General features: G+C 67.9%; 7 protein-coding genes, 3 tRNA genes and 1 pseudogene. 8 read left to right on the top strand and 3 right to left on the bottom strand.

From position 1 onward, the window contains the following. Positions 1 to 22: 22 nt before the first annotated feature. Entirely contained in the window at positions 23 to 8,767 is an 8,745-nt protein-coding gene (locus tag LH400_RS08560) for an apolipoprotein A-IV repeat region-like domain-containing protein (RefSeq protein WP_229152257.1), read from the bottom strand. Between the two features lie 447 nt (positions 8,768 to 9,214). Between LH400_RS08560 and LH400_RS08555 the strand changes: the two genes are divergently transcribed. Continuing rightward, a complete protein-coding gene (locus LH400_RS08555) occupies positions 9,215 to 9,607 on the top strand; it encodes an Hpt domain-containing protein (protein ID WP_229152256.1) in 393 nt (130 codons plus the stop codon). Between the two features lie 274 nt (positions 9,608 to 9,881). Next, complete coding sequence (locus LH400_RS08550; protein WP_229152255.1) at positions 9,882 to 10,202, top strand: 2Fe-2S iron-sulfur cluster-binding protein; 321 nt, start codon at positions 9,882 to 9,884, stop codon at positions 10,200 to 10,202. A gap of 129 nt (positions 10,203 to 10,331) precedes the next feature. Here the strand turns inward: LH400_RS08550 and LH400_RS08545 are convergent, their stop codons facing one another. Further along, positions 10,332 to 10,913: a DUF922 domain-containing protein gene (locus LH400_RS08545; RefSeq protein ID WP_229152254.1), complete on the bottom strand. Its 582-nt coding sequence runs from the start codon at positions 10,911 to 10,913 to the stop codon at positions 10,332 to 10,334. Between the two features lie 164 nt (positions 10,914 to 11,077). Here LH400_RS08545 and folP point away from each other — a divergent pair, with 164 nt between their 5' ends. Continuing rightward, positions 11,078 to 11,938, top strand: a complete 861-nt coding sequence (gene folP / locus LH400_RS08540) for a dihydropteroate synthase (protein ID WP_229152253.1) — start codon at positions 11,078 to 11,080, stop codon at positions 11,936 to 11,938. Further along, on the top strand, positions 11,935 to 12,450 hold the full coding sequence (gene folK / locus LH400_RS08535) for a 2-amino-4-hydroxy-6-hydroxymethyldihydropteridine diphosphokinase (protein WP_229152252.1): 516 nt from the start codon (positions 11,935 to 11,937) through the stop codon (positions 12,448 to 12,450). The genes folP and folK overlap by 4 nt, the downstream gene beginning before the upstream one ends. Positions 12,451 to 12,483: 33 nt before the next feature. On the opposite strand, the gene rlmB is transcribed toward folK, so the two are convergent. Continuing rightward, positions 12,484 to 13,359, bottom strand: coding sequence for a 23S rRNA (guanosine(2251)-2'-O)-methyltransferase RlmB (rlmB, locus tag LH400_RS08530; RefSeq protein ID WP_229152251.1), 876 nt, complete (start codon positions 13,357 to 13,359; stop codon positions 12,484 to 12,486). A gap of 245 nt (positions 13,360 to 13,604) precedes the next feature. On the opposite strand from rlmB, the gene LH400_RS08525 reads away from it, so the two are divergent. From LH400_RS08525 to LH400_RS26325, 4 genes and pseudogenes are all read left to right on the top strand, one after another. Further along, positions 13,605 to 13,689, top strand: a tRNA-Tyr gene (locus tag LH400_RS08525). A 43-nt stretch (positions 13,690 to 13,732) separates the two neighbouring features. Further along, positions 13,733 to 13,806, top strand: a tRNA-Gly gene (locus tag LH400_RS08520). A gap of 476 nt (positions 13,807 to 14,282) precedes the next feature. Further along, positions 14,283 to 14,372, top strand: a tRNA-Ser gene (locus LH400_RS08515). Between the two features lie 148 nt (positions 14,373 to 14,520). Then, a pseudogene (locus LH400_RS26325) lies at positions 14,521 to 14,685 on the top strand (DUF6538 domain-containing protein); the annotation flags it as partial. Positions 14,686 to 15,018: the final 333 nt, after the last annotated feature.

Here is a 15,018-nt window from a genome sequence, read left to right as displayed (position 1 = left end):
TAGCGCGAGGGTCGCTGCCGGATCAGCCGTCGAACCGGCCGGAGGCATGCGCCAGCATGGTGTAGACCTTGCCGGTGTCCGAGGAGAGGTAGTTCCGCGTGAGGCGGCTCTCCGGATCGTTCTTGGCCACATCCGACAGCAGCGTCTCGAAATCCGAGATGTAGCGGTCGACCGCCTCACGGAATTCTGCGTCGCGCTGATATTTCCGCCGGATCTCGTCGAAGGTCTGCTGGCCCTTGATCGTGTAGAGGCGGCGCGTGAAGACGTTGCGCTCTCCCTGCCGATAGCGGTCCCACAGCTCCACCGCCGCGTTGTGGTCGATCGCCCGGGCGATATCGACCGACAGCGAGTTCAGAGAGTCGACCACCTGATCGGCCGACCGATCCGCCCCGCTGGGCGTGCGAGTCGTCTGAGACGGCTGCTGGGCCGGTTCACGCGGGGCCTCCTCCTCTTCCGAAGCACGCCTGAGGAGATCCGAGACCCAGCCGCCGCCGGTGCGTCCGCTCGGTGCCGGGCTCTGGGGCTCGGCCGACCGGGCCGATGCCGAGGGCCGCAACGGCGAGCCAGCCGGGTTCGACTGCGTCGGTCGGGCTGGTTCGGAGCGTGCGGCCGGTGCCTGGCCGCCCGCGGCCTCGCTGCGCGGCGTCGAGGCCGGGGCATTTCCGGTCCGGCCCGTGTCGTAGCTGGGTCCACGCAGATCCCGGGCCAGATTGCCGTCGGTCATGAAGGACGCGGCGATCTGCTGCTCGAAATCCTCGCTCTCGGTCTCGGAGAACTGGGGCTCGGATGCCGGCTCCTGGGCGGGAGCCGTGGCTGCGCCCCGCGCCGGCTCGCCGCGCCGCGATCCCCCGCCGGCTGCCGGCGCCTGCGTCCGCGCGGCCGACCGGCTCTGGCTGCCGACGTCGAAGGCACGGCCCGATTGCGAGACGATCTCGGAGAGGTCGCGCAGAGCGCGGATCTGATCGGCAACCGCCCGGCGCATCGCCTCGGTGCTGTTGCGGGTCTCCTCGGGCAGTTCGAAGACGCCCCGCTTGATCTCGCCCCGGGCGCTCTCGAGCTCGCTGCGGATCTCGGTTGCGGTCCGGCGGATTTCCTCCGTCGCGCCGTCGAAGCGCTGGCTTGCCTCCTCGACCACCGACTGGATCGCCTGCCGCATGGTCTCGGCTGCCGTGCGCGCACGCTCCTCGGCGCCCTGCATCTGACGATCGGCCTCACTGAGCGAACCGGAGACCTCGCTCGCGAGCCGCTCCGAGACCATCCGCGACCGCTGCTCGGTGCGCTCGAAGAGCCCGTCGACGACCTCCTGGAAGGACCGCATCACGGTGCCGATCTCCTCGGACCGCTGCAGGAGGGTGGCGGACAGTTCGTCGAGACCGCTGTGGCCGCCCTCGATCACCGTGCGCAGCCCGGTCTCGCGCGCTTCCAGAAGCTGGACCGCCTCGTTGAGGACGGCGCTGTGTTCCTGGAAGCGGTCCGCCATGCCGGCGACGCGGGTGAAGGCGGTGGCGGAGAGCTTGTCCAACCGCTCGACATTGCTGTCGAGCAGGCGCGACGAGAGTGCGATCGAGTTCGACGCCTGTTCCGCGCCGTCGCTGAAGCGCGAGCTCGTTTCCTGCAGAACATTGTCGATCGCGCCGAGATTGGCGGCGGTCTCCTCGACCAGGCCGCGCAGCGAGCCGCTGGTCTGGCCGAGCCGGCCGATCAGCGCACCGACATCGCGCTGCAGCTGGTCGCGCATCTCCGCGACGAGGCCGACCGCGCTGGCCGTACGCTCGTCGAAGACGCCGAGGATCTCGTCCGACGAGCGGTTGAGGCTGTCGATCGTCTCCTGCGCCCGCCGGCCGAGGGCCGCGACGAGTGCCGCATTTTCGGCACGCAGTTGCTCGGACGCTTCCCGCGTGCTGGCTTCAAGCAGTCGGGCAAGCTCGGTGCCGTTGTCGCCGAGCTGTTCCAGCATCGGCCGCGCTTCCTCGTCGAGGAGGCGGGAGATCTCGGCATTGCGGGCGCCGAGCATGGCCGAGAGATTGCGGGTCTTGGCCTCCAGATCCTCGCTCATCATCCGCGAGCGGGTGGCGAGCGTACGCTCGGTCTCGCTCATCCGGTTCGCGAGGTCCTCGCCGAGCGCGCCAGCGCTTTCGATGAGCTGCTCGCGCGCCCGCTCCGTCTCGTAACGGATCGAGTCGGTGATCGTGGCGAACTGACCGGAAAGGTCGCCGCCACGGGCCATGATCTCGTCACGCGCAGCGTCGGCGTCGCGCAGGAGACCCTGCGAGGCCTCGGCCACCTCGCCGCGCAGCTGCGCGGTGATCGACAGCATCTCGTCGCGCAGCGCGCTCGAAGCGCCCTGGAGCTCCTGCCGGATGCGGTCCGTCGCCCCGTCGATGTCGCCGCTGATCGGGTTCGAGGCGAGGAGGTCGGACAGGCGCTGCACGACCGAGGCGAGTTCGCCCTGGAACTGCTGCGTGCGCTCTTCCAGGCTCGCCGCGAGCTTCTCGGTCTCGCCGCGCAGCTGGTAGGAGGCGCCCGACAGCCGCCGCGAGAAGCCTTCCGTGTTCTCGCGAAGCGATGTCTGCGCCGTCTGGGTGAGCTCCTGCAACCGGGAGATGGCGCCTTCCAGCTCGGATGTCATCGCTCCGGCGCCCGCGGTGAAGCGCCCGCGGCTTTCATCGCCGATCGTCAGGAGACGTTCGCCGGCCTCGGTGATGCGGGACGCGAAGCTCTCCGTGTTGCGCTCGAATTCGCCGGCGACCGCCGAGGAGATGCCGGAGAGCGTGTCGACCAGTGCGAGGCGCTGCTGCGACAGGTCCTCGCGCACGTCTGAAGCCTCGTCGCGGATCGACCGGGACAGCCGCGCGATCTCGGTCGCAAGTTCCTCAGCCTCCTTGGCGAAGCGGGTGCGCGACTCCTCGGATAGCGACCGGATGACCTCGGTGGCTCCGGTGATGTTCTCGGCGATGCGGCCGCCTTCTCCGACCAGCCGGTTGCCGGCCTCGTCGGCCCGCTGCGCGAGGTCGTTCGCCAGTTCGCCGAGCCGCTCGGACAGCCGGTCGGCCTCGCCGGCAATGCGCAGGCGCGCCCTTTCGCCGGCATCGTCGAACAGACGTTCGATGTCCGACACGCTCTGGGTGACCTTCTGCGTCTCCGCTTCCAGGTTCTCGCGGGCGCGGCCGGCTTCGTCGGTCATGGCGGCGGTGGCGGCCATGATCGCGTTGCGCAGCGAATCGGCAATCATCGCGGTGCGGTTGTTCAGTGTCCGCTCGACATTGCCGAGGCCGCGCTCCAGCGCCGTCGAAATCGCCTCGGTGCGCTGGTCGAGGGCTCCGACGAGGTTCGAGGAGCCGCCTTCCAGCGCTGCGACGAGATCGAGCCTGCGGGTTTCGAACGAGGTTGAGATATCTCCCACGGTCTGCTCGATCGTCCGGCGGACGTCGTCGGCGCGGTCCTCGAGCGTCGCCGCGGCCGTGCGCACGGCTTCGTCGACCAGCGAGGCAAGGCCGTCGCGGCGTTCGTCGAAGGCCGTGGAGAGCCTGATGTCGGCTTCGAGCAGCGCGTCGGTGAGGCCGGAAATCCGCTCCTCGATGGTGGCAGCGATTGCGGCGCGACCGGCGTCGAGATGGTTGCCGATCTCCGCGGCGCGCTGGTCGAGGCCCTGGAGCAGCGAGCCCTCCGATCCGTCGACCAGGGCCTTGATCGCGTTCAGGCGGTCGTCGAGCCCGTCGACGAGGATCGACCGTGCTTCCTCGATGATCGAGCGCAGGGCCGAGGTGCGGGCATCGAGGCTCTCGCCGACCCGCAGCGCCCGCTCGGAGATCTCGCCGGAGATCACGTCGATGCGCTGGTCGAGGTCCGACAGGAGGCCGGTGCGGCTTCCCTCGATCGCCGAACGGATGTCGGCGACCCGGCTGTCGAGGCCGGAGCTGAGGTCTCCATGCGCGCTGTCGGCGGTGTGGCGCAGTTCGGCGATCGAAGCTCTGATCGCCTCGGCCATCGCCTCGGTGCGACCGTCGAGGTCGCCGGCCAGCGTCTCCTGGCCATCGCGGACGATCTGGCGCAGGGCGGCGAGCCGCGTGTCCAGGGTTTCCTGGATGCCCGTCCGGGCGCCGTCGGTGGCTGCCCGCAGGTCCGCGAGCTGCTGCTCCACGACGTTGCTCAGAGCCTGTTCGCGGCCGTCGAATTCCGACAGGACGCCCTCGCGGCCCTGTTCGAAGGTCGAGCGGATCGCCGCGAGCCGGCTGTCGAGGCCATCCTGCAGCGAACCATGCGTCGCCTCGGCAACCTCGCGGAAGCGCGAGACGCGTTCGTCGAGGCCTTCGACCACCGTGCCGAGGGCGGCCTCGATGGCGGCGATCTGCATTCCGGCGGTTCCGGAAATTCGCGCGCTGAAGTTCTGCGTGCGATCGTCGATCTCGGCATGGAACTGGCCGGCATGCTCGTCGATGCTGCCGACAATCGCCCGGCGCGACTCCTCGATCGCACTCGAAAGCGCCTGGACCTTGCCGGCGATGTCCTGGGCGACATGCCCGACGACGTCGTCGAAGCCATTGGAGAGGCCGGAAATGCGTTCGTCCAGCGAGCCGAGCAGGCGGGCCTGCATCTCGTCCGACATGACGCGGATCTCGTTGCTGCGCTCCTCCAGCATCGAGCGGATCGCCGCATGGCGGCTGTCGAGACCGGAGAACAGCGCGTCCTGGGACCGGGCCAGCGTCTCCTCGTTCGCCGAGAGGCGCTCGGCGAGCCCGCCGGTCAGCGCGGCCGATTTCTCGTCGAGGGCGCCGATCATGCGATCCGCCTGTTCCTCGAGACCACCGATGAACTGAAGCGAGCCGCTTTCCATTGCCTTGTGGAAGCGATTGTTGCGCTCGTCCAGCATGGTGCGGATGACTTCCTGGCGGGTGTCGAGGCCGGAGAACAGCGTCTCCTGCGACCGGGCCAGCGTCTCCTCGCTTGCGGCGATGCGGTCGGCGAGCCCCACGCTCAGCGCGGCCGACTTCTCGTCGAGGACGCCGATCATGCGGCTGGTCTGCTCTTCGAGGCCGCCGACGAACTGCTGCGAGCCGCTTTCGATCGAGGTCTGGAAGCGGTGGCCGCGTTCAGCGAGCAGCGCGGCGAGGGTTTCGATCCGCTGGTCGAGCCCGTTGATCAGATCGTCGCGCGAGCCGGCGACGGTCGTGTCGATCGCCTGCCTGCGCTCGTCGAGAAGCGAGGTAAGCGAGGCGGTGCGCTCGTCGACGCTGCGGGCAAGCGATTCTTCCACCTGGCCGATGATCGACTCGATCTGCGCGATCCGCTGATCGACGCTTTCGGAGAGGGCGCGGCCCTTTTCCGCAACGTCGCCCGACAGGAGCTGCTGGGCGCGTTCGACGGACGCCTCGAAGCGTTCGCCCTGTCCGGTAATGGCTCCCTCCAGGGCGCCCATCCGCGTCTGGAAACTGGTGTCGAACTCTTCCGAGGCGCGGCTGACGATGAGCGCGATCTCGTCGCGGCGCGAGGAGAGGAGTTCGTCGAGCCGGTTCGCCACCGCTTCGACGGAGTTCTGCATCTCGGCAGCGCGGGCGCCGAGCGAGTCGACGCGGCCCTCGGTGACGATGTCGAGCGCGAGAAGCTTCTCGTCGAGCGTCCCCGAGAGGGACGTCGCCCGCTCCGACATCATCGCGTCGAGGCTGGCGATCCTCTCTTCAAGAACCGTGCGCAGCTCGTGCGAGCGGCCCTCAAGCGTCGAGCGGGCGAGAGCGACAGCGTCGGTCGCACGCTCGGACAGTTCCACTTTGCCGTCGTCGAAGGCGGAGATGATCTCGCGAGTGCGCTCGGCGAGCGCCTGGGCGAAGTCCCGGGACCGGTCGTTGATCGCCGCCGAGATGCGGTCGGTCGACGCCTCGATGGCGTTGGTCCGATCCTCGATCGTGGAGACAAGCGCCGTCCCGCGTTCGCCAAGCGCCGCATCGATCGCAGCGATCCGCTGATCGAGGCCGCCAAGCGTGCGGTTGTTGGTTTCCGAAAGCAGCGTCTCCAGGCGCTGCATCCGTTCGGCGAGACCGGTGCCGACCGAATCGAGCAGGTGGCTCGCGGTTTCGTCCAGCCGGAGCTGGCGGTTGTCGATGCTCTCGGTGAGGTTGGACAGGAACCCCTGATTGCTGGAGGCGAGGGCGCCGAGGCGCTCCTCGAAGGCCGTGTCGAGGCTGGACAGGAATGTCTGGCTCTCGAGCGAAAGGCTCATGCTGCGGTCGTCGAGCGCCTCGGTCAGGGCGGCAAGGAAGCTCTGGCTGGACTCGGCGATCATCTCGCCGCGCGCGGCGAGGAGGCCGGAGACCGCATCGCCCGAGGCGACCAGGCGGGCGGTGACGTCGTCACCGACCGTGTTCAGACGTCCAGCGAGGGTTTCCGCGCGTTCGCCGAGTTCGCGGGTATGGCTGTCGAACTTTTGGCCGACGGTCTCGCTTGTGGCTGTCAGCAGCCGGACTGCGCTGTCGCCGCTGTCGGAGATGCGGGCCAGAAGGTCTTCGCCGCGCCCGGCAATCTCGTCGGACAGAGCCTGCCCCGTATTGCCGAAGCGGGTGATGAGATCCTCGCCGCGCGTCTCGAAGTCCTGCGCCAGCGTCCCGGTCTGCTCCGCGATCTGGCGACCGAGCGTCTCGCCGGCAAGGCTCAGTCGCTGCGTCGCCTGCTCGGTGTACTGGTCGATCCGGGTGACCAGACCTTCCGAATTCTCGGCGATCTCGGCATGCAGTCCGCGCGTCTTCTCACGGAAGAGCTCGATGATGTCGCCGCTGCGGCCCTCGAAGGCTTCCGCGAGAGCGGCATGGCGCCGCTCCAGAAGTTCCGCGACAGTGGCGCCGGCCTGCTCGATGCGGCCAGCCGTCTCGTCCATCGAACCGGAGAGGCGGGCGGTCAGCTCGTCGCCGCGGCCCGAAATCTCGTCGGCGAGCGTGCGGCTGCGCCGGTCGAACAGATCGATGATCTCGACGCTGCGATTCTCGAATTCCGAGGACAGGCCGGAGGTCCGCTCTTCGAGCTGACGGCCGACATCGTCGCCGGCCATGGTCAGCCGTAGCGCGGCGTCGCCGGCGCTGTCGGTGATCCGGGCGACCAGTTCCTCTCCATTGCCGAGGATGGCGGCGTTGAGCGCCTGGCTGCGCTCGTTGAAACGCGTCAGGAGATTGCCGCTGTGCGTCTCGAAGTCCTGGGCGAGGGCGGACGTCCTGTCCTCCAGCTGCCGGCCGACCGTCTCAGCGGTGCCTTCCATGCGGGCGGTCGCATCAGTCGCCGCATAGGTGAGCTGGGCGACGAGCCCTTCGCTCTTTTCGCCGACCGAATCGCTCAGCTGCTGGCTGCGCTCGCTGAACAGCGTCAGGAGCTGGTCGCTGCGATTGCTGAAATCGTCGGAGAGAAGCCTGACGCGGTCATCGAGCTGGCTGCCGATGCTGTCGCCGATCGTCGTCAGCCGCTCGCCTGCTTCCTCGGCGCTCTCGGTCAGCCGGCCCATCAGCTTCTCGCCGGTCTCGAGCAGGCTGTCGTGGATGACGCGGCTGCGCTCGTCGAAGAGCCCCGACAGCTGTTCGTTTCGCTCGGCGAAGTCGCGCGACATGGCTTCGCCGCGTTCGTCCAGAAGGCGCGTGAAGCGCTGCGAGGCATCCTCGATGCGCTGCAGAATCTGGTCCGACGCCTGGTCGACGTCCTCGACCAGACGCTGGTGCGATCCGACGACGGCGGAGCGCAGCCGCTCTGCATGGGACAGCATCGCCTCGCGCTCGGCGCCGAGATCCTGGACCAGCGTGCGGATCTTCACCTCGTTGTCGGCATAGGCCCGCTCAAGCGCTCCCACTTCGTCGCGGACCAGATGTTCGAGATCGGCGGTGCGCGACAGCGCGCGCTCGACGCCCTCGCCAAGCGCGGCGACCTCGCGGCGGATGGCCTGGCCGACGCTCATGACGCGTTCGGTCGCAATGCTCTCCGGCTCGGCGAGCCGCAGCGCCACCTCGGCCAGCGAGCGGCTCATCAGCCTGAGGTCGGCGGACCGACGAACCATAACCGCGAAGGCGAAGATCAGGAGCACCGGGACGATCGCGACCGCGGCGAGGAGCATAACCTCGCCCCGGCGGAGCGGATCGGCCCATTCGGTGGCGAGGCTCGCAAAGTTGGTGCCGTAGATCCCATAGGCCATGAATCCGACGACGCCAAGCCAGGCGAGCGACACGAAGAGGGCGATCCAGATCGGCGCGCGCGAGGCTCGCCGGCTGAGCAGGCCCTCGGCGACCACCGCGAAGCGGCGGTCCTCGTCATTGGCGGGTGCCTGGTTGTAGGCGCGGGCCGAGTCTCCGGCCGCTGTGTTCCGGCGCGGCTCGTTCGCCGCCTCAGCGGCCGGCTGAGGCTCCCGAGCAGAGGACTGGGACGAGTCGGCAGCGGGCGCCGTCCGGTTGGGAGGCCCGAACGCCTGCGCCGCGGACGCCTGATCGGTTGGATTCTCCTGCGGCGAAGCCGGCCCCCTCAGGGCCGGCGCGGCATCTTCCTCGGCCGCCACAGCAGCATCCTCGGAGCCCTCGCTGCGAAGCTCGCCCGCGGTCTCGCTGATCTGCCGCTCGAAATCGTCGAGCGAGAGGGCGATGTCCGTTCTCTCAGCCGTCGCCGGTTCTTCCAGGTGACCGGAGGCTTCCGCCTCGCCGGTACTCTCGGCCTCGGATGCGTCGTCAGCCACGAAGTCGGCGCGCAGCGCCTCTTCCAGCTCGTTGACCGCATCTTCGGAAAGCTGGTCGAAGGGTTTGGTCTTGGACATCGCCGTTGCGCCTCGATACTCGTTACACTCGGCCGGATGAGCCTGCCACCGCTGAGCACCTCGCCGGCAGGCCTTTGAAGGTCGCGACCCGTTCCGAGCGGATGGGCCGCCGCCGCACCGCGCAGAGTCGGTCCACCCAGGGTTTCGCACTGTGAATGGTAGTTAGGACGCTGGTCGAAAGAAACCGTAAAACCGCGCGATCCCTACAAGTTTAAACATAAGGTTAACAGGTATCCGAAAAATGCGACCATTTCCGCGCTGTGGCCCGGTAGCCAGCCGTTTCAGCCCGGCGCGCCGGCGCCACGATGCCTCCGGCTTCTGCGTCGCCAAGCCAGGAACTTAACCCTTTCCAAACGCTACCGATAGACGATCGATGCATTCGGAGCATCGGCGAACCTCCGACACGAAGGCGGCCGGGGAGCGGCGCTCCTCGCTTGGAGGTGGCAGATGGGTCGGTTTTTGCGTCAATCCGGGTCCGCCGAGAGCCCTGATGCCACGTTCCATGACGGCCTGCGCGACTGCCCCTCGCGACATCGGCCGATCGATCTCGTTCATCTGGCCCGGCAGACGGCGGGCGACCGGGCTCTCGAATCGGAGGTGCTCGGCCTCCTGGTTCGGCAGATCGAACTCGCAGAGCGGCGTCTGGAAGCGATCGGGACGGAGGACGGCCGGCAGCTCGCTCACGCGCTGAAGGGCGCCGCCCGCAATATCGGCGCATTTCGTCTTGCCGATGCGGCCGAACGGTTCGAACTCGAAATGCGCGAGCCGGAAGCGCTGGACGCCCTGCGCCGGGAACTCGCCGAGACCGCGCATTTCGCGAGGACCATTCGCAAAGATTGAAAGCACCCGGACGCTGGGGCGATGCGGGCGGCAGTCCGCGGGTTTGCCCATGCCGGTATGGAGAGCGACAGAACGCTCGCGCGGGGCGGAGCAGACGGCGGCCCGTACATTTCCAGCCGCCATTGACTTTCGCGCGCGCGAGTCCCTAACAGGCCCGGCGGCGAGACGGGCGAGGGGCGGGTGTCCATCCTCTCGGGTCGCGTCCGCCGATTGGTGCCGGCGATCCACCGGATCGGGCCGGCGCAGCCACAGCCCAGCCGAGGCGAACGAGCGCATGACCAAAATCACCTTCGTTACCCAGGACGGAACCCGCTACGACATCGACGCTGCCGACGGCACCACCGCGATGGAGAATGCGGTCCGCAACGACGTGCCGGGCATCGAGGCGGAGTGCGGCGGTGCCTGCGCCTGCGCGACCTGCCACGTCTATGTCGACGAAGCCTGGCGCGAGAAGACCGGCGAGCCCGAGCCGATGGAAGAGGACATGCTCGACTTCGCCTATGAGATGCGGCCGAACTCGCGACTCTCCTGCCAGATCAAGATCCGGCCCGAGCTCGACGGCCTCGTCCTCACCGTTCCCGAGCGCCAGGCGTAAGCTGACCGCCTAACAGCCGCTGTCCGCGCCTCGATCCGCCCGCCGGTGCAACTCGGAGGGCGGACAAAACTTCCCTCCATGCGCCTTGCCGCTGGCGGCGAAGCCGGCAGCGCTGGCGTCGGCTCGGCCTCAACGCCCCACGGCGCGGGCGAGCGCCCGGCGGAGCCGCATGTTGACCTCGCGCCCCTCGATCGTGTCGAACTCGATCTGCGCATGCTGATGCCCGGCGAGATAGCGGGTGGTGACGGTATTCACCATGGACTGCATGTCCCTGCAGTCGCGCTCCGTGCGCAGATTGCGCACCGCGCTCTCCATCCGCTTCAACCAGTTCTTGGCGATCGCGGCATGCCGCTTCTCGTGGCGGTGGATATCGCGCTCCAGCGTCTGCCATACGAGACGGGTCTGCGGCGAGGCGGCCCTTGGCGGCGTCCATTTCGGCAGCGTCACGTCGAGCCGCAGGCTGAGATCGACCCGATCGACCGCACAGCCCTCTGCGACGCGCTTGTAGGTGACCTTGCCGCCGAAGGCGACTTCCGTTGCGCCCGGATGGCGCAGCCCCGTCTGCGAGATGTAAGGGCCGCTGCGGCCGAGGTCGCGATCGAGTTCGGCGAGCGTTGCGCCGTGCACGGCGAAGTAAGTCGTCTTCTCCTTGATCGAGGCCGCGCCCGCTAGGCTCGGGATCAGGGCCGCCGCTGCGATAAGAGGAAGCATGCAGGTCATCTGGGGCACGAGTCTCGTCCTTTGCCTGCCGGGGCCGGGAGCCTATACGGTATCCGATAGATGCAGCGAGACAAGCGGAGATCGGCAAAGGGCCGGCGCCATCGCGCCGAAAGGTTACCCCCGCGCTCGTTCTCGCGGAACCGGACGGAGCGAATATGGACGTGATCGAACCGCGCGGCGGCATCTGGCGCCTCGCGCATGGCCGCAGCATCGCCCTTGGCGAGACGGCCACAATCATGGGCATTCTCAACGCGACGCCGGACAGTTTCTCCGATGGCGGCCGCTATGCGAGCGTCGAGGCGGCGGTCGCCGAATCGCTGAAGATGGCGGCGGAAGGCGCGACGATCGTCGATATCGGCGGCGAATCGACGCGGCCGGGAGCGACCCCGGTCGATGCGGACGAGGAACAGCGGCGAATCATGCCGGTGATCGAGGAACTGTCGCGCCGCTCCGACTGCATCATCTCCGTCGATACCTACCGCTCCGAGACTGCGCGCCTTGCGATCGCCGCCGGGGCCCACATCGTCAACGACATTTGGGGCGCGCAGAAGGATCCCGCCATCGCCAAGGTCGCGGCCGAGACCGGGGCCGGGCTCTGTCTGATGCACAATGGCCGCGAGCGCGAGAAGCTGCCGGACGTCGTCGAGGACCAGTTCCTGTTCCTGAGGCGTTCGCTCGAGATCGCCCGGGATGCCGGTGTCGCAAGCGAGGCGATCGTTCTCGATCCCGGCTTCGGCTTCGCCAAGGACGGGCCGGAGAACCTGATTCTCCTGGCGCGGCTCTCCGAGCTCAAGGCGCTCGGCCATCCGCTCCTCGTCGGCACCTCCCGCAAGCGCTTCGTGCGCGGCGCGATCGGGCGCGAGGATCCCGAACCGGACATCGCCAGCGCGGCGACCAGCGTCCTGATGCGCGAGCGCGGCGCCGACATCATCCGCGTTCACAATGTTCCGGCGAACCGTGATGCGCTGGCCATTGCCGACGCCATGCGCCGCGCACTGAAGGGCGAGCGCTGGTGAGCAGCACCGCCTATCTCGGCCTTGGCGGCAATCTCGGCGATCCCGTCGCGACCATGGCGGCGGCGCTGCGCACGATCGATGCGCGCGAGGATACGAGCGTGAGCGCGGTCTCGCGGGTTTTCCGGACGCCGCCCTGGGGCAACACCGACCAGCCTGTTTTCGTCAACGCCTGCGCCAGAGTTCGAACCTCCCTCGGCCCTCGCGATCTCCTCGCACTTTGCCTGGACACCGAGCGGGCATTCAAGCGGGAGCGGCGCGAGCGCTGGGGGCCGCGGACCCTAGACCTCGACGTGCTCGACTATGACGGGCGCGCCTATCGTGACGACGATCTCATCCTGCCACATCCGCGGATTGCCGAACGCGGCTTCGTCCTCGTGCCGCTCGCCGAGATCGCACCCGATCTGGTGATCGGCGGAAAGAGCGTCGCCGATCTCCTCGCCGCCGTGGACCGGGCGGGAATCGAGCCGGTGAGCGAGGACGGCGGGTGGTGGCAGGCGAGGGGGAGGGGCTGACGGTCGCCGGAGCGATCGAACGGCCGCGCCGCTTCAGGCCGCCGAAGCCTCTCCCGCTGCATCGGTGAGATGCCGGCGCGCCGCATAAAGTGCGATCGCGGCTGCATTGGAGACGTTGAGCGAGCGGATCGCGCCGGGCATGTCGAGCCGGGCGAGCCGGTCGACCGTCGCCCGCGTCTTCTGACGCAGGCCCTTGCCCTCCGCCCCGAGGACCACGGCAAGGCGCGTGCCGGCGAGCGCGGTCTCGAAGGTCTCGGGCCCTTCCGAATCGAGCCCCAGCGTGAGGAAGCCGGCCGCCGAAAGCTCGCTGATCGCTTCGGCAAGATTGACGACCTGGATCTGCGGAACGTGTTCCAGAGCTCCGGAGGCGGCCTTGGCGAGAACCCCGCTCTCCTGCGGCGAATGCCGGGCGGTGGTGACCACGGCGTCGGCGGCGAACGCGGTCGCCGAGCGCAGGATCGCGCCGACATTGTGCGGATCGGTGATCTGGTCGAGCACGAGGACGAGGCTCGCATGCGAAAGGTCGGAGAAGCGGTGCGGCGTGAGTGGATCTGCCTCGAGCGCCACGCCCTGATGGACGGCCTCGCTGCCGAGTTCCGCTTCCAGACGCTTCGGCTCGACGATCTCGACCGGGCAGGGCGCCTGTTCGGGATCGATGGGCAGGCGCGCGAGCGCGTTGCGGGTCGCCATCAGCCTGTGGAGCCTGCGCTTCGGGTTCGCCAACGCGGCCTCGACCGTGTGCAGGCCGTAGAGCCAGACGCGCGCGCCGGGCAGCGGCTTGCCGGGAACGCTTCGCCGCGGGCCCTTTGCCGGTGGTTGTCCGGGCGGGCGCTTGGCGTCGCGATGCGCGCGCCGGAGCTTGGCATAATGGCTGTCCTTGGGACTGCCGGAACGGGTGTCTTCGGTCATCGCCGGTGCTTACGCCATGGCGGCCCGGCGCTCAACCGGTCTGCGCGCCGCACCGCAGGAGCGGCCGCGGCCGCTCCTGCGGCGCGGCGAAGATTGTCGCCGGGCGCGAAGCCGAAAACTCTGCCTGCGGGACCGTTGACAGATCGAGCCGAGCCTTTCATAAGGCCGACCGGACGCGGGATCGGTCGCAGGACGGATCGACGCTCCTTTCTTCGAAACGGGATAAGGCCGCCGGGGACGGGATCGGAGGGGTGTCCGAGTGGTTAAAGGAGACGGACTGTAAATCCGTTGGCTAAGCCTACGCTGGTTCGAATCCAGCCCCCTCCACCACCGCTTCCCACGGGACAGATTCTGGCATAGTCTGAAGCCACGTGCGGGTATAGCTCAATGGTAGAGCAGCAGCCTTCCAAGCTGAATACGCGGGTTCGATTCCCGCTACCCGCTCCATCACCTTCTCATTTTTCTGCATATCCCTGATCGCGTCCGTCGACTCGCGCCATCAGGCCCGAGGCAGCCGCAGGCGTTTTACGTCTGCGCCGCGAGCGCCGTAGCGCTCGGCCGAACCGGCGAGTCCGGCGGGACCGTCTCGATTCACCCTTTGCGCGTCGTTGATTGAATTGTGTTTACTGTCTGCGCATCGGATTCGGCGCAAGGCCCAGCGTACGGTGGGAGGGGCGTACCGGGACGTTCGGGCTCAACCACCAGACGCCGCCCGATCCGGCTCGGCAGCCATCGCTTTCTCGTCTTGCTGCGGAGGGCGAAACGATGTCCGACAGGGAAACAAGGTCTTGTGTTCGGACGAGAAGCTTTGCTAAGAGACCGGCGCGCCAGATGGCGCCGACCCTGTCGACACAGCAAGATGTCCCGACGCGCCGTGAGCCAGTGCCCGCCGTGTCAGGGTCAGTTTCGGTCGATGACCGGCTGGAGAGGTGGCAGAGTGGTCGAATGCACCGCACTCGAAATGCGGCATACGGGCAACCGTATCGGGGGTTCGAATCCCCCCCTCTCCGCCATCCAGCCCATAAGTCATTGATCTTACTGAACGCCTTATAGCGTAAGGGTTTCGCAATCGCTGCGGGGTACACAAAGGTGGTACACATGGTGTTGCGAATGGCTCGTTCGTGGAAGCATCCAAACAGCGGCGTCTAATATTGTCGGGTCAGCGTTCCGACCGACTTGGTCAGCCTCGTCGGCCGGGCGCCTGAGAAGCAATCGCTGCGGACGAAAGACATCGCCGAAGCGCGCGCGCGCTTCTCCAGATCGATGGCGGACCTTGAGGGCCGGTGGTTTGAATCTCCGCCAAGGCCTCGTCCGTCCGAGCTGTGAGCAGATGAACGCCTGGAGCGCCGACTTCTTCGATACCTGGTGCCGGGAGATCGAAGGCGGACACTGGTCGCCATTCTGGGACTTTGGCGTCGCGGCAATCGCTGGACGCTTTGGAGCGCACCCCGTTTTGACCGGACAGGCGGCATAGCCGATAAGGCATAGGCATCCGCCTATGAGTACGACTATGTCGAAAGCTCCTGATGGCCCGTTTTAGCGGGTTGAAGTGATCACCTCTGTGCAGCGCCTGCCGCGATGGCGCTGTCTCCGGGGCGGACAAGTGCCCGACCTGAGACATAGGTGACACTTCGTACCGGAGACATGGGTAACACTTTT

It is taken from the genome of Jiella soli, assembly GCF_020615385.1.
GTDB lineage: Bacteria > Pseudomonadota > Alphaproteobacteria > Rhizobiales > Rhizobiaceae > VKMB-3413.
The sequence above is the reverse complement of the archived record's forward strand: the minus strand, read 5'-3'. Positions and strand labels throughout refer to the sequence as shown.